Origin of the sequence: Clostridium sp. E02 (assembly GCF_003833015.1) — a bacterium.
Lineage (GTDB): Bacteria > Bacillota > Clostridia > Lachnospirales > Lachnospiraceae > Lacrimispora.
Window position 1 is genome coordinate 109,250 of record NZ_RJLQ01000001.1, and the last position, 19,451, is coordinate 128,700.

At 41.1% G+C, this 19,451-nt stretch carries 18 protein-coding genes; 16 read left to right on the forward strand and 2 right to left on the reverse strand.

Translation table 11 applies throughout. From position 1 onward, the window contains the following. The first annotated feature begins 110 nt into the window (after positions 1–110). From EFT72_RS00555 to ftsH, 11 genes are all read left to right on the forward strand, one after another. Positions 111–917 carry a basic amino acid ABC transporter substrate-binding protein gene (locus EFT72_RS00555; RefSeq protein ID WP_124064876.1) on the forward strand — a complete coding sequence of 269 codons (807 nt, stop codon included), beginning with the start codon at positions 111–113 and terminating at the stop codon, positions 915–917. A gap of 17 nt (positions 918–934) precedes the next feature. Continuing rightward, the gene (locus tag EFT72_RS00560; protein WP_124064877.1) at positions 935–1,627 is read left to right on the forward strand and encodes an amino acid ABC transporter permease; all 693 of its coding nucleotides are present in this window, start codon (positions 935–937) and stop codon (positions 1,625–1,627) included. Between the two features lie 16 nt (positions 1,628–1,643). Then, positions 1,644–2,366 carry an amino acid ABC transporter ATP-binding protein gene (locus EFT72_RS00565; protein WP_164473036.1) on the forward strand — a complete coding sequence of 241 codons (723 nt, stop codon included), beginning with the start codon at positions 1,644–1,646 and terminating at the stop codon, positions 2,364–2,366. Positions 2,367–2,539: 173 nt separating this feature from the next. Then, positions 2,540–2,851 (forward strand): thioredoxin domain-containing protein, encoded by a 312-nt coding sequence (locus EFT72_RS00570; RefSeq protein ID WP_124064879.1) that lies wholly within the window; start codon positions 2,540–2,542, stop codon positions 2,849–2,851. A gap of 88 nt (positions 2,852–2,939) precedes the next feature. Then, entirely contained in the window at positions 2,940–4,103 is a 1,164-nt protein-coding gene (hemA, locus tag EFT72_RS00575) for a glutamyl-tRNA reductase (protein ID WP_243109906.1), read from the forward strand. A 1-nt stretch (position 4,104) separates the two neighbouring features. After that, positions 4,105–4,746: a bifunctional precorrin-2 dehydrogenase/sirohydrochlorin ferrochelatase gene (locus EFT72_RS00580; protein ID WP_124064880.1), complete on the forward strand. Its 642-nt coding sequence runs from the start codon at positions 4,105–4,107 to the stop codon at positions 4,744–4,746. After that, complete coding sequence (gene hemC, locus EFT72_RS00585; protein WP_124064881.1) at positions 4,736–5,635, forward strand: hydroxymethylbilane synthase; 900 nt, start codon at positions 4,736–4,738, stop codon at positions 5,633–5,635. Before EFT72_RS00580 ends, hemC begins: the two co-directional genes overlap by 11 nt. A 17-nt stretch (positions 5,636–5,652) precedes the next feature. Then, positions 5,653–7,167, forward strand: coding sequence for a uroporphyrinogen-III C-methyltransferase (gene cobA, locus EFT72_RS00590; protein ID WP_124064882.1), 1,515 nt, complete (start codon positions 5,653–5,655; stop codon positions 7,165–7,167). A 5-nt stretch (positions 7,168–7,172) separates the two neighbouring features. Then, complete coding sequence (gene hemL / locus EFT72_RS00595; protein ID WP_124064883.1) at positions 7,173–8,453, forward strand: glutamate-1-semialdehyde 2,1-aminomutase; 1,281 nt, start codon at positions 7,173–7,175, stop codon at positions 8,451–8,453. A gap of 186 nt (positions 8,454–8,639) precedes the next feature. Beyond that, complete coding sequence (gene bilS / locus EFT72_RS00600; protein WP_124064884.1) at positions 8,640–9,179, forward strand: flavodoxin family protein BilS; 540 nt, start codon at positions 8,640–8,642, stop codon at positions 9,177–9,179. After that, positions 9,163–11,025, forward strand: coding sequence for an ATP-dependent zinc metalloprotease FtsH (ftsH, locus tag EFT72_RS00605; RefSeq protein WP_124064885.1), 1,863 nt, complete (start codon positions 9,163–9,165; stop codon positions 11,023–11,025). Before bilS ends, ftsH begins: the two co-directional genes overlap by 17 nt. Positions 11,026–11,112: 87 nt before the next feature. Here ftsH and EFT72_RS00610 read toward each other — a convergent pair whose 3' ends face one another. Next, positions 11,113–11,991 (reverse strand): AraC family transcriptional regulator, encoded by an 879-nt coding sequence (locus EFT72_RS00610; RefSeq protein ID WP_124064886.1) that lies wholly within the window; start codon positions 11,989–11,991, stop codon positions 11,113–11,115. A 168-nt stretch (positions 11,992–12,159) separates the two neighbouring features. Between EFT72_RS00610 and EFT72_RS00615 the strand changes: the two genes are divergently transcribed. The 5 genes from EFT72_RS00615 to EFT72_RS00635 all read left to right on the forward strand — a co-directional run bounded on the left by EFT72_RS00615 (position 12,160) and on the right by EFT72_RS00635 (position 19,052). Next, positions 12,160–13,215, forward strand: coding sequence for a mannonate dehydratase (locus EFT72_RS00615; RefSeq protein ID WP_124064887.1), 1,056 nt, complete (start codon positions 12,160–12,162; stop codon positions 13,213–13,215). 241 nt (positions 13,216–13,456) lie between these two features. Beyond that, positions 13,457–15,514, forward strand: coding sequence for a methyl-accepting chemotaxis protein (locus EFT72_RS00620; RefSeq protein WP_124064888.1), 2,058 nt, complete (start codon positions 13,457–13,459; stop codon positions 15,512–15,514). A gap of 156 nt (positions 15,515–15,670) precedes the next feature. Further along, positions 15,671–17,182, forward strand: coding sequence for a histidine kinase (locus EFT72_RS00625; RefSeq protein ID WP_243109907.1), 1,512 nt, complete (start codon positions 15,671–15,673; stop codon positions 17,180–17,182). Positions 17,183–17,196: 14 nt separating this feature from the next. Next, on the forward strand, positions 17,197–17,982 hold the full coding sequence (locus EFT72_RS00630; RefSeq protein ID WP_124064889.1) for a response regulator: 786 nt from the start codon (positions 17,197–17,199) through the stop codon (positions 17,980–17,982). Positions 17,983–18,020: 38 nt separating this feature from the next. After that, entirely contained in the window at positions 18,021–19,052 is a 1,032-nt protein-coding gene (locus EFT72_RS00635) for a TRAP transporter substrate-binding protein (protein ID WP_124064890.1), read from the forward strand. A 72-nt stretch (positions 19,053–19,124) separates the two neighbouring features. Here EFT72_RS00635 and EFT72_RS00640 read toward each other — a convergent pair whose 3' ends face one another. Then, a complete protein-coding gene (locus EFT72_RS00640) occupies positions 19,125–19,328 on the reverse strand; it encodes a hypothetical protein (protein WP_124064891.1) in 204 nt (67 codons plus the stop codon). Positions 19,329–19,451: the final 123 nt, after the last annotated feature.

Sequence of the window (19,451 nt, forward strand, 5' to 3'; positions counted from 1 at the left end):
TAAAGCTTCTTCCCTAGAAGTACTTGATTAATTTGAAAAATGCTATATAATGAATAACGGAAACTGTTTTATAAATATACAGAATAATGCATATATAAGGAGGAGTCATTATGAAAAAGAACGGATTGGCGATCGCAGCAGCGTTATGTATGGCAGTTGCACTCACAGCCTGCAGCGGATCAGGAAAAACAGAGACACAGGCAACAACAGATAGTACGACTGCGAAAGAAGCTGAAAACCAAGAAAGTATGGCTGAGGGCGATAAACTAGTTATGGTTACCAATGCTGAATTTCCACCTTATGAATATCATGAGAATAATGAAATAGTAGGAATTGATGCGGATATAGCCAAAGCAATAGCTGATAAACTGGGTATGGAGCTGGAGATTAAGGATATGGCATTTGATTCCCTGATTCCTGCCGTACAATCAGGAAAAGCTGATTTTACAGCGGCTGGCATGACGGTAAGTGAAGATCGGAAAAAGAATGTGGACTTTACAGATACCTATGCAGAGGCAGCTCAGGTGGTAATTGTAAAAAAAGACAGTGAAATCAATGCAATCGATGATTTAACCGGGAAAAAGATCGGTGTGCAGACCGGAACAACCGGAGATATTTATGCAGATGATATCGAAGACGGAGATGTACAGCGTTTTAATAAAGGAATGGATGCAGTGATGTCTTTAACCCAGGGGAAAATTGATGCAGTAGTCATTGACCGGGAGCCAGCCAAGGTTTTTGTAAAGGACAATGAAAACTTAAAGATTTTAGATGAGGCATTTACCGAAGAGGAGTATGCCATTGCTTTAAAGAAAGGCAATACCGAACTGTTAGATAAGATGAACGGAGCCATTAAAGAATTAAAGGAATCCGGGGAATTTAAAAAGATCGTAGATCATTACATTACGGCAGAATAAGATAAAGGAAGAGTGCCATGTGGGAAAAACTAAGAGATGATTTTTATCTGAATTTTATAGCGGAAGATCGTTGGAGATACATCACAGACGGATTACAGAATACGTTGAAAATAACTTTTTTCGCGGTTCTGATCGGTATTGTGCTTGGATTTTTGGTGGCCATCATACGTTCCACCTATGAAAACACCCATAAGCTGAAGGTGTTGAACGCAATCTGTACGGTTTATCTGACTATAATCAGAGGGACTCCGGTGGTGGTACAGTTGATGATCATGTATTTTATTGTTTTTGCAGTTCATGATCCAGGCCAGATCTTTACCGCGATTGTAGCATTTGGAATCAACTCCGGTGCCTATGTGGCAGAAATTTTTCGAAGCGGTATCAGTTCCATTGAAAAGGGGCAGTTTGAAGCGGGAAGAAGTCTGGGGTTTAATTATGCACAGACCATGTTGTTCATTGTTATGCCTCAGGCATTTAAAAATGTAGTTCCGACGCTTGCCAATGAGTTTATTGTACTTTTAAAAGAAACTTCAGTTGCAGGTTACATAGGACTGCAGGATCTAACAAGAGGCGGAGATATAATAAAGAGCCGTACTTATTCTGCATTCATGCCACTTATTTCTGTGGCCCTTATTTATCTGATTATGGTAATGATATTTACAAAATTAGTTCAATTACTGGAGAGGAGGCTGCAGAGAAGTGAGCACTAATGAAACAAAGACACCTCTGATTCAGGTACAGAATCTTGGAAAAAAATTTGGAGACTTAGAAGTATTAAAAGATATCTCTGTTGACATCAATAAGGGTGACGTGGTATGTGTCATTGGTCCTTCTGGTTCTGGAAAAAGTACGTTTTTACGATGTTTAAACCGGTTAGAGGAACCCACAGGAGGACATATCCTGTTTGAAGGCACTGATATTGTGGATAAGAAGACAGACATAGACAAGCATCGCCAAAAAATGGGTATGGTGTTCCAACAGTTTAATTTGTTTCCCCATATGACGATCCTTAAGAACTTAACCTTAGCCCCTATGAAGCTCCAGGGAAGAAGCAAAAAAGAGGCAGAAGAGCAGGCAATGAGGCTGCTTGATAAAGTTGGACTTGCTGACCGTGGAGATTCTTATCCCAATCAGCTCTCAGGAGGACAAAAACAGAGAATAGCCATAGTACGGGCATTGTGTATGAATCCGGATGTGATGCTGTTTGATGAACCCACGTCAGCTCTAGACCCTGAGATGGTGGGAGAAGTACTTACTGTAATGCGGGAGTTGGCAGAAGAGAAGATGACCATGGTAGTCGTAACGCATGAGATGGGATTTGCCAGAGAAGTGGCGACCCGAGTCATGTTTATGGATGGGGGTTACTTTTTGGAAGAAAACGAACCAAAAGAATTTTTTGATAATCCCAAGAATGAAAGACTGAAACTCTTTTTAAGTAAAGTACTGTAAGAGATAGTCGGAATGAAACCTGTCCCATGATCTGGTTAAGCCAGTTCAAAGGGCAGGTTTTTTTGTAATCCCTCTAATTCGTAACATTTGCTATTTTTCATATTCCAACCCTTATGGTAAAATGGAGTTTGAATCAATCATATAAAAAATGAAAGAAAATGAGGATTATAAACATGATAAAAGAGGGAAATAGTGAAGTTTTTAAGGAACTAGAAGGCAATGGACTTGTACTTGTGGATTTTTATTCTGTTACCTGTGGACCCTGCAAAATGCTGGGACTTGTATTAAATGAGGTGGAGAAAGAATTGGGGGATACATTATCCATAATAAAACTGGATTTTGAACAGAATCAGGAGTTGGCAGAACGTTTTTTGGTCACTGGTTTCCCCACACTGATTCTTTTAAAAGATGGAAAAGAAGTGGGGCGGCTGAAAGGACTGCAGCAAAAGAAGGACATTCTTCAGTTTGTTGCGGAACAAAAATAAAGGTCTGACCATTGCTCTTAGAGGGATTGATGTGTTAGAATAGGGAAGATGTTAGATGGATTGATTCTAAGGATAAGAAGGCTGGGTAATGATGTATTGTATGAGTGTGAGCCATAAAAAGGCTCCAGTAAATTTAAGAGAACAGTTCGCCTTTTTGGAAGCTGAAAAAGAAGAGCTCATGAGGCGTCTGCTAAAAAAAGACTCGATCGCAGGAGTGGTTATTTTAAGCACTTGCAACCGGAGCGAAATCTATATATCGGGAAACAAATATGCCATCGGAGAGCTGCAGCAGGAAGTGGCAGACGTAAAGAACCTGCGTATGGGGGAGCTATTAAAGTATGTAAATATTTATAGTGAAGAAAATGCCATACGGCATTTGTTTAAGGTTACATGTGGGCTGGATTCAATGGTGCTTGGAGAGGATGAGATTTTAGGTCAGGTCAAGGATGCATATCAGAAATCCAAGGAATTTTTAGCCACTGATTATGAGATCAATGAGATGTTCAAAAAAGCAGTAACTTGCGCCAAACGGATTAAGACGGATACTAATTTATCTAAAACACCGCTCTCTATCGCAACTTTAGTGGCAAACGAAGTGTTTCACCTTGAGAAAACAGACGGACAAAAGAATGTTATGATCATTGGTATGTCAGGGAAGATAGGGAGTACCATTACAAAAAATCTGCTGAGTAAGTCCGGGGTTTTTATAACTGCAACGGTGAGAAACCATGGAATGGATTTTAATTTTGAAGTAAAGGATAATCGGATCAAAGAGGTGGATTATAGGAATCGTTACGACTACATAGAGAAAATGGATGTGGTGATTAGTGCCACGTCAGGACCTCATTATACCGTGATCGGAGAAGAACTTTCCTGTCATCTGACGAGTAAGAAAGAGAGACTGTTTATTGATGTGGCAGTTCCAGTGGATATGGATCCCGGACTTCATAAAATCAACGGAATCACGCTCCATGATATTGATTATTTTAACGAATGCTCCAAAAATAACACACAGATAAAACGCAAAGAGCTGGACCGGGCCAAAGCCATTATGGAAGAAGAACTCGATGAAGCCATGCGGGATATCATGTTTCATCCCTATATCAAAAAAATGAAATCACTAAAAGAGTCATTGGAAGGCAAACCCCTAGAGACTCTTTTATATCAGATCAGGGATCATGTAACGAGAGAGGAACTCGATGTGGTTCTAAAAACTCTAGATGGTCTTACCCAGTGGACAAAGGAGGGGTGAAATGGCTTATTTTCCTTTTTTTGTGGATATCAAAGGGCAGGAATGTCTGATTGCCGGAGGTGGAATGGTGGCATATCGCAAAGCGCTTACCATAAAAGATTACGATCCCCATATAACGGTCATTGCTCCACATTGTATTCCTGAGATGAAACAGCTTGCAGAGGAATGCAAGGGAACCATTGTATTATTGCAGCGTAATATTATGGATTCCGATTTAAATCAGGCGGACTTTGTCATTGCAGCAACATCGGAGGAAAGGATTAACCGTCATTTGTCCCAATGTTGCAAGGAAAGAAAAATACCGATCAATGTAGTGGATGTACAGGAGGAATGTAGTTTTATCTTTCCTGCATTGATACGAGAAAAAGAGATTACAATTGGAATATCTACAGGAGGAAACTCCCCCACAGTAGCCAGATATTTAAAAGAAAAGTTTAAAAAATTGATTCCCTCTGGGTTTGGAGCTTTGGCGAGTCAGCTTGGTTCTTATCGGGATATGGTTAAGGCAAACATAGATTCCCAGTCAGTGAGATCGGAGATTTTTAAAATCATGGTGGATGAAGGAATCCGTCAGGGTGGTGTATTTTCACAGGAACAGCTAAAAGAATTGATTGAAAGAAAGAGGGCAGAACATGAGCAGTGATATAATTCGCATTGGAACCAGGAAAAGTGCCCTTGCGGTAGCCCAAACTCTTCTGGTGGCAGATGCCATAAAAACTGCGGATAACGGGCTGTCCGTTCGATTGATTAAAAAGCAGACGGAGGGGGATCGAATCCTTGACAAGCCTCTTCTTGAATTTGGAGGAAAAGGCGTGTTTGTGTCAGAATTTGAACAGGCGCTTATTCAGGGAGAGATTGATCTAGCCGTACATAGTGCAAAGGATCTTCCTATGGACATAGAAGATGGTTTGGGGATTGTTGCGGTGCCCAAACGAGAAGATCCCAGAGATGTGTTGGTCACATTAAAAGGAACGGATCCAAAGGAGAATCAGGAAATCGTGATAGGAACCTCCAGTCTCAGAAGACAAATTCAGATCACAGAGATAGGAAAATCTCTATGGGAAGGGATTCCGGTTCGCTGTGAAAATATAAGAGGCAATGTCCAGACACGGCTGGAAAAATTAAAGGGGGGCGCATATGACGGAATTCTTCTTGCAGCAGCTGGTTTAAAACGGCTGGGAATAGATGGGGATGAGGCATTTGCGTATCATTACTTTGACTGTGAAGAATTTATCCCAGCAGGTGGCCAGGGGATCCTTGCCGTTGAAGGTCCTCTTAAATCAAACTATAGCAATCAATTAAAACAGATTGAGTGTGCACAGGCAAGGCTGTGTCTTACACTGGAACGAAACGTATTAAAACTTCTTCATGCGGGATGCCATGAACCCATTGGTATCTATTCTCGAATAAAGGATGGAACGATGGAGGTATTTGGGATCAGCAAAAGAGGAGCTGAAATAAAAAGGATTCGTTTGAGTGGAAAACCAAAAGACCATGAAGCACTGGCAGAACTGGCAGCCAGAGGGCTCTAATAGAAATGGAGGTCAGGATGAAGGAAACAGGTGTGGTAAGCTTAATAGGTGCAGGACCCGGAGATCCGGATTTAATAACAAAAAAAGGGATCAAACGGCTGAAAACCTGTGATGCTGTGGTCTATGATTCCCTGGCATCGGATCTTCTTCTAGAACAGGTTCCATCTCACTGTCGTAAAATCTATGCCGGGAAAAGAGCAGGGGTACACTCCATGAAGCAGGAAGAGATCAATCAGCTTTTGATCCAGTTGGCGATGGAGGGTCTTTTGGTCGTTCGTTTAAAAGGTGGAGATCCCTTTGTATTTGGAAGAGGCGGGGAGGAAGTTCAGGCGCTTAAAAATGCAGGAATCCCGTATGAAGTGGTATCTGGTGTGACCTCAGCGGTCGCAGCCCTAGCTTCTGCAGGAATTCCGATTACGCATAGGGCAGTAAGCCGCAGCTTTCATGTAATGACAGGGCACACTTTAGCAAAGGACGGAGTGCTACCTCCTGATTTTGAAACGTTTGCAAGGCTTTCCGGAACCTTGGTGTTTTTGATGGGACTTGGTACCCTGCCTCTGATCGTTAAGGGACTGATTGAACAGGGAAAGTTAAAGGAGACACCGGCAGCCGTGATTTCAAATGGAACATTGCCGGATCAGAAAATTGTTCGGGGGATGTTAAGTAATATTCAAAAAGAAACGCTTAAGGCTGGGATAGTGAGTCCGGCAATCATTGTAGTAGGAGCGGTGGCTGCTTTGGATTTTTCCTCCACCCATATGGATCCTCTGACCGGATGTCAAATCGGAATCACAGGTACTGGACACTTTGTCAGAACCTTAAGAGAGCAATTGGAAGAATGTGGTGCTGCAGTAAAATGCCTTTTCACGCTTTCTTTTCAATCTTACCGATCGTTGGCTGCGATGAAAACTGCGTATGGTAATTTATCGAAGTATTCCTGGATCGTTTTAACCAGTGCCAATGGGGTAAGGGAGTTCTTTCATGGACTATTGGAATGCGGTTATGATTTTCGCTCGTTAGGTGGAGTGAAATTTGCAGTGATCGGAACAGGGACAGAAAAACAGCTTTATCACTATGGATTTCGGGCGGATTATGTGCCTGATCATTATCAGGTGAAGGATTTGGCAAAAGGTCTTTGTGATCGGATTACGAAAAAAGATTATTTGTTGATTCCACGATCATCAGGTGGATCGATAGAACTAAATGAAACACTGGATCAAAAAGGGATTCCTTATGATGACATTATTTTATATGATGTAAATCCAGAAGCAAAAGTTTCAGGGGAGAATCGAAAAGATCTTTCTAAGCTTGATTATGTGACCTTTGCCAGTGCATCTGGGGTAGAAGCATTTTTTAGCCAGGGGGAAGATTCACGTATGAAACTCTCCAACGTAAAAGTGGTGTGCATAGGAGCGATCACAGCCAACGCACTCAAAAGACACGGAAGAGAGGCAGACATCATTGCATCAGAATCTAGTATTTCCGGTATGGTCGATGCCATTTGTCTGGATTTTAACAGGGAAAGGAATTAGAAAGAGTGAATACACAAAAGTCAAACCAATTATTTGAGGAATCCAAAGATTATTTTCCGGGCGGAGTGAACAGTCCGGTTCGGGCATTTCAGTCAGTGGGTGGTGTTCCAGTATTTATAGACCGGGCAGAAGGATCACATATCTATGATGCAGATGGCAACCAATACATCGATTATGTGGATTCCTGGGGACCATGTATCCTTGGGCATGCCTATCAGCCTGTGGTGGATGCTGTTCGGAATGCCTGTTTGTCGGGTTTATCATTTGGTGCACCAACGGGCAAAGAACTTACACTTGGGAAACTGATCCGGGAATGTATGCCATCCATCGAAATGATGCGGATGGTAAGTTCTGGAACAGAGGCGGTGATGAGTGCCATAAGAACAGCAAGAGGATACACCGGACGGGACAAGATCATTAAGTTTAAAGGGTGTTATCATGGACATTCCGACGGTCTTTTGGTGAAAGCAGGTTCGGGGGCGTTAACTGGTTCTGCACCCGATAGTGCTGGAGTTCCATCTTCTTATACGAAACATACTCTTCTGGCGCAGTATAATCAGGAAGAATCCGTGAAAAAGCTGTTCTTAGAAAACCCAGATGCCATAGCAGCCATTGTAGTGGAACCAGTGGCGGCAAATATGGGGCTGGTTCCACCAAAAGCAGGATTTTTGGAATTCTTAAGGGACATTTGTACTCGATCTGGTGCCTTACTCATCTTTGATGAAGTGATTACTGGATTTCGGATGGGGATCAATGGGGCTCAGGGATATTATGGTGTCATTCCAGATATGACAACCCTTGGTAAAGTCGTTGGAGGCGGAATGCCTATGGGAGTATATGGTGGCCGGAAAGAGATTATGGAAAAGGTTTCACCACTAGGAAGCGTATACCAGGCTGGAACCTTATCAGGAAATCCCATCGCAACGGCAGCAGGGATTGTGACCATACAGACGCTATTGGAGCACCCAGAAATATACTCCAATTTAGAGAGCCACGCGAATAAGCTGATACAGACTTTAAAAGAAGCATTGCCGAATGCACAGATTAATCAAGCAGCATCGTTGTTTAGCCTGTTTTTTGCGAAAAATCCAGTGGTGGATTATGAGACCGCTCTGGCATCGGATACAAAAACATATGCCAAATATTTTCATTATCTTTTGGAGCATGGCATCTATACTGCCCCATCCCAGTTTGAGATTTTATTTTTATCAGCAGCGCATACGAAGGAGGATATTGCTGTCACCTGTCAGATTATGAAAGAGGCAGCAAAGCAATTATCCAAATAAGAATACAGAAGACAGAGAAAAGCGGGGATCGGTTTTCTCTGTCTTTTTATATGAGATTGCACAGATCTTAAGTCTTAAAGTTCTTGGTTAAAATCTAAAAGATCCATAAATTGTATTAACATTTCCGGTTATCTATTGATAAATAATTCAATTTGGTATATTTTAATGGAAGAGGAGGCTGAATATATGGACTATTTAGTTGTGTATACAAGTAGAACCGGAAATACTCAGAAGGTAGCCATGAAGATTTTTGAGTCGCTTCCAGGAAAGTCTAAAGACATTGTCAGTATTTCTGAACTCCATGGAGAAGAAGCAGATACGTACTTTGTAGGGTTCTGGAATAATCGAGGAACCGCAACGACAGAAGTGATTGATTTTCTTACGAATCTTCATGGTAAGCGGGTAGCTTTGTTTGGGACCTGCGGAGTATTTGAAAATAAAGAATATTTAAAAAATGTAGAAAAGCAGGTTTCTGTTTTTCTTCCAGATGACAATCAGTATCTGGGGTGTTACTTATGTGGGGGTAAAGTTGGACCGAAGGTTCTTGAAACATATAGACAAATTCAAGAGGTGGAGGATACGAAACAGATCCGGATGATGATTTCCGCATATGAGAATGCTATGCTGCACCCCAACTTAGAAGATCTTGAGAATGCGGAACGGTTTGTAGCATCGGTTCTGGATGTACGAAAGCAAAAGGAGGAGAAAGATGGGTCTAAAAGATGATGGGGATTCTGGAAAGCATCCCAAAAAACCATTTATTTATTACTATATCATTGTAGTGATTCTCATGATTTTATTCAATGCAATGGCGGTGCCTTGGATCCAATCAAAATCAGTAACAGAGGTTCCTTACAGCAAGTTTTTAGAGATGATAGATCAGGGAAAGGTTCAGGCAGTTGCGAAAACGGAGACAGAGATCCAGTTTAAATCCGATACCGGGAAAAAAGACTGGGAAGGAAAACCGGTTTACCAGGTATACAAAACCGGTCTTTGGGCGGATGAAACCCTAACAGAGCGTCTGATTTCTCATAACGTAGAATTTGATAAAGCCATTGTAAAACAGATGTCTCCTTTGCTTTCTATTCTGCTTACTTGGATTGTACCTATTTTAATATTTGTATTTCTTGGGAATTTTTTATCCACTCAGCTTCAGAAGAAGATGGGAGGACAAAATGCCATGTCTTTTGGAAAGTCAAGTCCTAAGATTTATGCAGAATCAGAAACAGGAATGACATTTAAAGATGTAGCTGGTCAGGAAGAAGCAAAAGAAGCATTGACAGAGATCGTTGATTTTCTCCATAATCCCCAAAAATATGCTGACATTGGGGCATCCCTACCCAAAGGTGCTCTTTTGGTGGGACCTCCTGGAACTGGAAAAACGTTGCTGGCTAGAGCCGTAGCAGGCGAGGCACATGTCCCGTTTTTCTCCATATCGGGTTCCGAATTCGTAGAAATGTTTGTAGGAATGGGAGCTGCTAAGGTCCGGGATCTGTTTAAACAAGCCAATGAAAAAGCCCCCTGTATTGTATTTATAGATGAAATTGATACCATAGGAAAAAAACGGGACAGCGGCGGATTTAGCGGCAGCGACGAACGGGAACAGACTTTAAATCAGCTTCTGGCTGAGATGGATGGATTTGATGGAAAGAAAGGGGTAGTGATCCTTGCTGCCACCAACCGTCCGGATTCCCTGGATAAAGCGTTGTTAAGACCTGGACGGTTTGACCGGAGAATTCCAGTAGAGCTTCCGGATCTAAAGGGAAGGGAAGCGATTTTAAGGGTTCATGGAAAAAAAGTAAAATTATCAGATGATGTGGATTTTCATGGAATTGGTCTAGCAACGGCAGGTGCCAGTGGAGCAGAACTTGCAAATATCATCAATGAGGCGGCACTAAGAACGGTTCGTTTGGGAAGAAAAGCGGTGGCTCAAATTGATTTAGAAGAAAGCGTTGAGGTTGTCATTGCAGGGTATCAGAAAAAGGATGCCTCGGTTAATGTCGATGAAAGGAAGGTAATTGCTTACCATGAGGTTGGGCATGCTTTGGTCGCTGCAACCCAGACGCATTCGGCGCCGGTTCACAAAATCACTATAATTCCAAGAACTTCTGGTGCGCTAGGATATACCATGCAGGTAGATGCAGAGGAACGCCGCCTCTTAAGCAAAGAAGAGGCACTGAATAAAATAGCTACCTTTACAGGGGGAAGGGCTGCGGAAGAATTGGTATTTGATACCGTTACCAGCGGAGCTTCCAATGACATAGAACAGGCCACCAGAATTGCAAGAGCTATGGTTACCCGGTATGGAATGAGTGACAAGTTTGACATGGTAGCTCTTGAAACGGTAACCAATCAGTATTTGGGAGGAGATACCTCATTATCCTGCTCTCAGGAAACGGCAAAGCAGATTGATGATGAAGTGATTCGAATCGTAAAAGAACAGCATCGAAAAGCACTTGAAATATTAAAAAAATATGAAAATAAACTACATGTAATCGCAGATTACCTCCTGGAACGTGAAACGATAACGGGAGAAGAGTTTATGGAAATCTTTCATAGAATCGAGGAGTAAGAACAAAATATTCCGGATTTACCAGACAGGAACAGCCGATTCGCTGGTTTCCTGTCTGGTTTTTTGTGTGGAGTCCATTTGTTTTCATTAGTAACCATCTGGCAGCTTTTTCTGTTCCCGGAATTCTTTCGGAGACAAACCAAACTCTTTTTTAAATGCTCGGTAAAAACTTGTGTAATCAGAAAACCCATACTGATGGTATAGTTTTGTAAATGGAATGCCAGACAGGATCCCATTTTTACTGGATTGAAGCCTCTTTTTAATGATATATTGATGAAGTGATATTCCCATATTATCCTTAAATACATGAGAAATGTGATATTTGCTTGTATAAAAAAACGAGGCCAGACGATCCAGGGACAAGTCTTCATCCAGATGGTTGTTGATGTAATCACAGAGCTTGAGATAGAGCACATTGCCAGAGGCAGCAGGTACCTCATGAAGCATGTTGTACGTGATCCGGTTTAATTGAAGAAGAAAAGACTGGACTTGCAGTTGAGCATTTAGATGCTGAAATGCTTTGTGGCCATGAATCTCTTCTAGCAGATCCAAAAGCATTCCCTGTATATTTTGAAAGGTAATAAAGTCAGTTCGAAAATGGTACTTTTTTTCTTTCACTACATATTGAAAGCTGTAGGAAAAATCTTCTGACCAGGAACAGATGGACTGATAGTACTCTCTACTGATCCACAAAACAAAACGCTGATAGTTTTTTCCGGTGGAATGAAACAATGGCTGGTGTTTCACTCCGGGAGGAATCAGCAGATAGTCCCCATATTGAAGGGGGGATTCGATTCCATCGACTTCATAAGTCACATCACCGCTTAAAAAAAAGTACACCTCATAATAAGGATGGCTGTGTACCACAATATGGTCCAGATCCAAATCTTTATAAAAAAACACTTCAAATTCCCCGGATTTCATGTATTGTCGCTGGTTAAAGACGGTTGATAATTCTTTTTTCATAGGAAAATCACCTGAATCCTTCCTTACTTTCTTATTCTGTATTATAAGATACCACCGCAAGTTTTGCAATGTCAACGGCAATTAAATCCATGGTAATGTCTCTTATTCTTGTATATACTAAACACAGAAACAATAATAAAAGGATCAACTGCGTATAAGGAGGATCTCATGAAATTATCATTCAGATGGTATGGAGACGAAGATAAGGTGACCTTGAATCAAATTAGACAGATTCCGGGAATGCATTCGATTGTAACTGCCGTTTATGATGTTCCAGTCGGTGAAATTTGGAGCAGAGATAGCATTTCACATTTGAAAAAAGAAACTGAGGATGCTGGACTTAATTTTGAAGTGATTGAAAGTATTCCGGTCCATGAAGATATTAAACTTGGAAAACCAGAAAGAGACAAATACATTGCAAATTATTGCGAGAACATCAGAAGGGTAGCAGAGGCGGGAATCAAATGTATCTGCTATAATTTTATGCCTGTATTTGACTGGACAAGAACCCAGTTGGATCATGTGCTTAGTGACGGTTCCACCTCTCTTGTGTATTATCAGGATCAGGTTGATAAAGTAAATCCTTTGGAGAGCGAAAGTGATCTTACGCTTCCAGGCTGGGATTCCAGTTATACAAAAGACGGATTAAAACAGGTGGTAAGTGAATACAATGCCATGACGGAAGACGATCTGTGGGATCATCTTAAATATTTTTTAGAAGCTATCATTCCGGTAGCAGCAGAATGTGGCGTTAATATGGCAATCCATGAAGATGATCCCTGTTGGAGCATTTTTGGACTTCCAAGAATTATTACCTGTGAAGAGAACTTAGACCGCTTCTTAAATCTTGTAAATGACAAACATAACGGGATCACTCTTTGTACCGGTTCCCTTGGCTGTTCCAACAAAAATGACGTGGCTAAAATGGCTGCTAAATATGCGGCAATGGGACGGATTCATTTTGTACATGCAAGAAACGTGGAAGTACTTTCTGATAATCAGGGATTTGAAGAGAGAGCGCATCTATCTAGTTGCGGATCTTTGGATATGTTTTCCATATTAAAGGCCCTTTATGACAATGGGTTTGATGGTTATATCCGTCCGGATCACGGACGTATGATTTGGGGAGAGACTGGACGTGCAGGTTATGGTCTATATGATCGTGCACTAGGAGCAACGTATTTAAACGGAATATGGGAAGCGATTGATAAAATGAGCAGATAATAAAACCTATTCTTTGTATGATCCTGGATTGACTGATTGAAAAAGAGAACGATCTCATAGTTTTATGGGTTCGTTCTCTTTTTTTGAAAAAATGAATAAATTAGTAGGAAATAATAAATAAAAGTTTATTTCGATTTCAGCATTCATTGACAAATAGTTACAAAATATCGTATAATGAATAAAACCATAATTTTACTGTTATGGAACTATTTACTTAAGACGAGACAAGGAGCAAATCACTATGAAGACATCGGGGGATAAGAAGTGGAATCGAAACATCTTTAAAAAGAAAGGAGAGAAAAAACAAAAAACAAAAAGTGCGGGAGCATCGTTTGGTTCCCGGTTTTCTATGAAGTCGTTAAAGAGTAAGATGCTGGTCTTTATTATTGCTATTATTTTATGTATTTCTGCTTTGAATATGTTGATCAGCATATGGGTAAGCTACAATGGAATTACAGATGTGGTAAAGGCTGATTTGCAATCAACTGGTAAACTGGTAAACAGTCTAACCGTTCAGAACCTAAATCAAATGAAGATTAGCATAGAAGCCAGTGCCCAGGGAGGAAGCTTAAAGTCTATCAATTCCAGAGTGGTAACGGAATATTTGTCAAATCAGTGTAAACTTTATGGGTACAAAGAATTGGAAGTACTAAATAAAGACGGTGCCGTAACACGGAGTGCAAGCGGAGAGCACATCGGAGACAGTTATATCGATGAAGATTACGTGGCTAAGGCATTGAACGGAGAAACGACAGTCTCTACTACGGAATTTGACAGCAACAACGAACTTGTAATACGGATTGCCACGCCTTATGAGTATGGAGTATTGCTGGGAACTTATCCTGGAAACACACTGAGCGACCTGGTTAAAGATGTAGTCATTGGTACCACAGGAAATGCGTTTATTTTAGATAATACAGGTACCTTTATTGCAAGCTCTTCCCAAGATCGGGTAAATGAGCGCCAGAATTTCATTGAGATGGCAAAGACAGAATCTTCCTATAAATCGGCTGGTCGTATGTATGAAACCATGATTTTAGGCTTGTCGGATATAGGTACCTACACGTATCAGGGTTCTAAAAGATTTTGTTATTACAGCCCGATTACCGGGAGCAAAGGATGGGTACTGGGTGTAGTTGCCCCCATTAGCGAGACGACAACTTCCATTTACACGGTTGTTATAGCTATGATCATACTAGGAGCTGCATCAATTGTTTGTGGCTGTATTTTTGCTTTCTGGTTTGCGGGATCCATTGCAGGTCCGGTATCAGACATTGCGGCTCGTATGAAGCTGTTTTCACAGGGAGATCTTACCAGTGATGTACCCGATGTCAACCGAACAGATGAGATTGGTCAGCTTGCTACTGAGATCAAAAGATCCGTTCATGGAATGAAGTCTTACATCGTGGAGATTGCTTCTGTCCTTCAGAATGTGGCATCAGGGGATTTCAGTCATCAGATTGGGATGGAATTTCAGGGTGATTTTAAGATCATACAGGAATCCGTGGATCGGACGAATGAACTTTTGTCTCAGACGATGAATACCATCAATCAATCTTCCGATGAAGTGGCAAAGGGCAGTGCCCAGGTGTCTCAGGGAGCCCAGAATTTAAGTCAGGGAGCAGTAGAGCAGGCAGCTAGTGTAGAGGAATTATCCTCCTCGGTCAATGAGATTTCTTCCAGTCTTTTGAATACAGCAAAATCTGTTGATCAGGTGAATCATCAGGCTAGTCATGTGGGAACAGCCATGGAGGAAGGCAACGCCCAGATGCAGGTAATGATGAACTCCATGGATCAGATCAGCCAGAAATCCAAAGAGATAGAAAAGGTGAATAAGCTGATCGAAGACATTGCGTTCCAGACCAATATTTTAGCCTTGAATGCAGCGGTCGAAGCAGCAAGAGCAGGAGAGGCAGGAAAAGGGTTTGCAGTGGTTGCAGATGAGGTGCGTAATCTAGCTGGTAAGAGTGCCAATGCTGCAAAAGATACTTCTAGTTTGGTTGCAGAGACGATATCAGCCGTAGAAAAGGGAACCGGAATTGCGTCATCTACTGGAAAATCCTTAAACGGAATCTTAATGGAAACCAGAGAGATGGTTACAGCCATTGAAAGATCAGCGGAAGAATTAAAAGAGCAAAGTGAAAAAGTTACCCAGGTAACAACTGGAATCGAACAGATTTCCTCTGTTGTTCAAAGTAACTCTGCCACAGCAGAAGAGAGTGCTGCTGCCAGTGAGGAATTGTCTGGACAGGCAGAAAACCTTAGACAATTAATGAGTCGGTTCCGTCTCAGACAATAGTTGATTTCATATTACTTAAAAGACAGGCTGCAGGAGCACGCAATGAAAGATTGCGTAAAACTGTGGTCTGTTTTTATCTCTTTGGTTATACCGCTGTCATTAATTTGAAAATTTTGATATAATGGGATACGAGATTGGGAGAAAAGAGGGTTTTTTGTGAAAGTGATCAATCGGGGACTGAAAAAGCTGCAGGAGAAGTGGCTTTCTTTTACATTGAAACAGAAAATAAAAACTATTGCAGCCATGGTCATTCTGATCGTGGCACTTTCCATTGTATTTAATATAGTGATCCTTGACTTCGCATTAAATGGGTTCAATCAGATTTTAGAAGATAATTCTCTATGTCATGATTATCAGACTGCCATAGAAGCGGAAGCACAAGCATTGATTGGTTTTATTCGAAAGGACAGCGAAGAGAATAAACAGATTTACCAAAAGGCATGCAATCATACGCAACAATGTGTTGATGCCCTTCCCTTTCAATATAAGCAAATAGGGAAAGAACGGTATGCGGTGACATGGTCCATTCGCAATGGATATGGGAACTATAAAAAAAAGCGGGACTGGCTGTTTCAAAAAAAAGAGGAGGAAGAGTTCTTTAACACGACTTATGTCAATGATCTTTACCTTGTTTACCGGATGCAGGATTATTTGACGAATTATGGGAAACGTTTGGTTCAAAGTACCTTAAAGGATGGTTCCAATGCCTATCATAAAAGAGTTCCAGTATTAACCCGTCTTCCTTTGGCGATATTAATTCTAGCCATATTAAGTATTGGCACGACCTTTTATTTTAGCCGAATGATGTACCGGGATATGGTGGCACCAGTGGTCCGGCTGGCTTTTATATCCAGAAAGATAGCCAAAAGTGATTTTACAGATCCAGATGTGGTGATTGAAAATCGAGATGAAATGGGAGAGCTGGTTGTGGCATTCAACAAGATGAAGCATGCAACCAAACAATATATTACAACTTTAAAAGAAAAAAATGATATGGCTGTATTGCTTCATAAAGAAGAGATTGAAAAGATGAAAATTGAGCAGATTTTAGATGCTACAAAGTTGGAACTTTTAAAAAATCAGATCAATCCACATTTTCTGTTTAATACATTAAATATGATTGCCTGCATGGCAAAGCTTGAAGATGCCGGGACCACGGAACAGATGATTGATAGTCTTGGTAATTTGTTCCGGTATAATTTAAAGACCACGGAGTCCGAAGTTTTGTTGGAAAAAGAAATCAAGATTGTAAGCGATTACATGTATCTCCAGCAGATGCGCTTTGGAAGTAGAATCCACTATGATATTCAGTGTTTGGTGAAGGGGAACCAAATAATGATTCCTACGTTTACCCTGCAGCCGATTGTTGAAAATGCCATTATCCATGGACTTTCAAAAAAAGAATCTGGCGGAAGGATAAGAATTCGAATTTGGGAGAGAAATGAAAAAATCATCCTCTCTGTTGCAGATACGGGAGTGGGGATGAGTGAAGAAAGTCTTTTTAAATTAAGAGAGGCATTAAAGAATCAAGCTACGGCCAGAGTCGGGATTGGTCTTGGGAATATCTATCAAAGAATCCACAAGATGTACATTGGTGGAGAAGTGAATCTATACAGTAGATTAGGGTGTGGGACAGCAGTACTGCTATCCATTCCATTTAAGCGGTAACAGGAGGAGTTTTCATGTATCGGGTACTGATAGCAGATGATGAATTAATTGAAAGAAAAGTATTGTACCAAACACTGAGAAAGGAACTGGGGGAACAGTGCCAGATTTGGCAGGCAGGTAACGGGAGAGAAGCACTTGCTCTTTTTTTAGAAAATGACATTCAGATCGCCATCATGGATATAGAAATGCCGGGAATTAACGGGATTGAAGCAGCAGAGGAAATGCACCGGCGTAATCCCCAGTGTAGCATTATATTTTTGACTGCGTATGATGAGTTTTCCTATGCAAAAAAAGCGATTGGCATCCGAGCACTGGATTATCTATTAAAACCATGCAAAGAGGAAGAGTTATTTTGTGTGGTAGAGGAGGCCATGCGCCTATGCGATCGGGAAAAGGAGGGGAAGAAAGAACTGCCTCCGATTCCAGCCCTTAAATCCATGGAAGAAACGGCATCAGATGGGCAGATAAGACTGCATAAAGTAGCGGAAGTGATACAAAACTATATAGAAGAGAATTACATTCGAGATTTATCCATGCAAGATGTCGCCAGGGTAATGAATTATTCAGAAGCTTATTTCTGTAAATTATTTAAACAGTGTTTTGACAAAAATTTCACCACATATCTGACCGAATGCAGAGTGGAAGCCGCAAAAAAAATGCTGGAGATGCCTACGGTGAATGTAAAAGAAATCGGAGCTTCGGTAGGATATTCCGATTCCAATTACTTTACGAAGGTGTTTAAACGGGTTACCGGTGTAAATCCAACGGAATATCGCATGAGCCTGTTTCAAAAAAAGTAAGATAGGATTGGCAGGAATGTTACAAGGAGGAGAAGACAATGAGAAAAAACAGATTAGGACATGTGCTTCTAATCGCATTTGCAATGATCCTTTCCGGGTGTGGCAGTATCAAACAGACGGGAGATCAGATTACTTCAAATGTATATACAGAGACACCAGAATATGTATTTACGTATGCAGAAAATCAAGCAGAGGATTATCCGACCACTCAGGGAGCATATAAGTTTGCAGAGCTGGTACAAGAAAAAACCAATGGAAGAATACGGATCAATGTCCAGGCAGGGGGTGTTTTGGGGGATGAGAAATCTGTTTGTGAACAGCTTCAGTTTGGCGGGATTGATTTTATGCGGATGTCACTGTCACTACTTGCAGAATTTGTACCGAAGTTAAATGTTCTTCAGCTCCCCTATCTTTACCGGGATGCGGGGCACATGTGGCAGGTTCTTGATGGAAGCATCGGGGAGGACTTTATCAATTCCTTTGAAGGGTCCAATCTGATTGCTTTATCCTGGTACGATGCCGGTGCCAGAAATTTTTATAATTCCAGACACTCGATTCATAAGCTGGAAGATATGAAAGGGCTTAATATCAGGGTCCAAGAATCGGATATGATCATTAATATGGTGGAAGCGCTTGGGGCAAATCCAGTTCCTATGAATTATTCGGAGGTTTATCAGGGACTTCAGACCGGAGAAATCGATGGGGCAGAGAATAACTGGCCTTCCTATGAATCAACCAGTCATTATGAAGTGGCGAAATATTTTACTGTAGATGAGCACAACCGGGTTCCCGAACTTCAGCTTTGTGCCCAGTCTACTTGGGATCAGCTCGGGGGGGAGGATCAGAAGATAATAAAAGAATGCGCATTGGAATCCGCAGACTATGAAAGAAAACTCTGGTCGGAAAGAGAAAAAGAATCGAAAGAAAAGGTTCGGGCAGGTGGCTGTCAGATTACAGAACTTTCCCCTGAAGAAAAAATTAAGTTCCAAGATGCGGTAAAGCCTATGTACAATAAATACTGTGGTGATTATATGGACATCGTAGATGCCATTATCAATACAGGAAAATAATAGGGTATGACTAGATGCAAAAGAAGGATCCTTATTTCGGGTCCTTCTTTTGTGTTTTGAAAAAAAGATTCTTTATTCTTTGTTTGTTGATTTGGCGCGAGGAAGATATGGATAGATATCCTCATATGCTTCCAATTCGGTTTCTGTTTCAGGAGTTGCCGGTATTAGTCCGGTAAGTTCTGTGGTGGAACATGCTTGAATGTCGATATCATAGTTGTTTTTTGCTGTAGTTGATGAGGTGTTTTGTTTTTTGTTTTGTTTATTTTCCGATTTCATCTGCTCATCTCCTTTCCTTGTTGTATAGGAATCCATTCCTTTTAGTGTGGGAAATATGTCTATTATTATTCACTGTTTTAAACGGAAACAATTTTTTGCGTTATAAGGGAAATTGAAAAACGT

Bases quoted from the DNA above. Each gene is read 5' to 3' on its own strand.
- cobA (WP_124064882.1), top strand. From the start codon at position 5,653: ATGAAGGAAACAGGTGTGGTAAGCTTAATAGGTGCAGGACCCGGAGAT.
- EFT72_RS00580 (WP_124064880.1), top strand. From the start codon at position 4,105: ATGGCTTATTTTCCTTTTTTTGTGGATATCAAAGGGCAGGAATGTCTG.
- EFT72_RS00610 (WP_124064886.1), bottom strand. From the start codon at position 11,991: ATGAAAAAAGAATTATCAACCGTCTTTAACCAGCGACAATACATGAAA.
- EFT72_RS00570 (WP_124064879.1), top strand. From the start codon at position 2,540: ATGATAAAAGAGGGAAATAGTGAAGTTTTTAAGGAACTAGAAGGCAAT.
- bilS (WP_124064884.1), top strand. From the start codon at position 8,640: ATGGACTATTTAGTTGTGTATACAAGTAGAACCGGAAATACTCAGAAG.
- EFT72_RS00615 (WP_124064887.1), top strand. From the start codon at position 12,160: ATGAAATTATCATTCAGATGGTATGGAGACGAAGATAAGGTGACCTTG.
- EFT72_RS00635 (WP_124064890.1), top strand. From the start codon at position 18,021: ATGAGAAAAAACAGATTAGGACATGTGCTTCTAATCGCATTTGCAATG.
- hemA (WP_243109906.1), top strand. From the start codon at position 2,940: ATGATGTATTGTATGAGTGTGAGCCATAAAAAGGCTCCAGTAAATTTA.
- EFT72_RS00640 (WP_124064891.1), bottom strand. From the start codon at position 19,328: ATGAAATCGGAAAATAAACAAAACAAAAAACAAAACACCTCATCAACT.
- EFT72_RS00560 (WP_124064877.1), top strand. From the start codon at position 935: ATGTGGGAAAAACTAAGAGATGATTTTTATCTGAATTTTATAGCGGAA.
- hemC (WP_124064881.1), top strand. From the start codon at position 4,736: ATGAGCAGTGATATAATTCGCATTGGAACCAGGAAAAGTGCCCTTGCG.
- EFT72_RS00630 (WP_124064889.1), top strand. From the start codon at position 17,197: ATGTATCGGGTACTGATAGCAGATGATGAATTAATTGAAAGAAAAGTA.
- ftsH (WP_124064885.1), top strand. From the start codon at position 9,163: ATGGGTCTAAAAGATGATGGGGATTCTGGAAAGCATCCCAAAAAACCA.
- EFT72_RS00620 (WP_124064888.1), top strand. From the start codon at position 13,457: ATGAAGACATCGGGGGATAAGAAGTGGAATCGAAACATCTTTAAAAAG.
- EFT72_RS00555 (WP_124064876.1), top strand. From the start codon at position 111: ATGAAAAAGAACGGATTGGCGATCGCAGCAGCGTTATGTATGGCAGTT.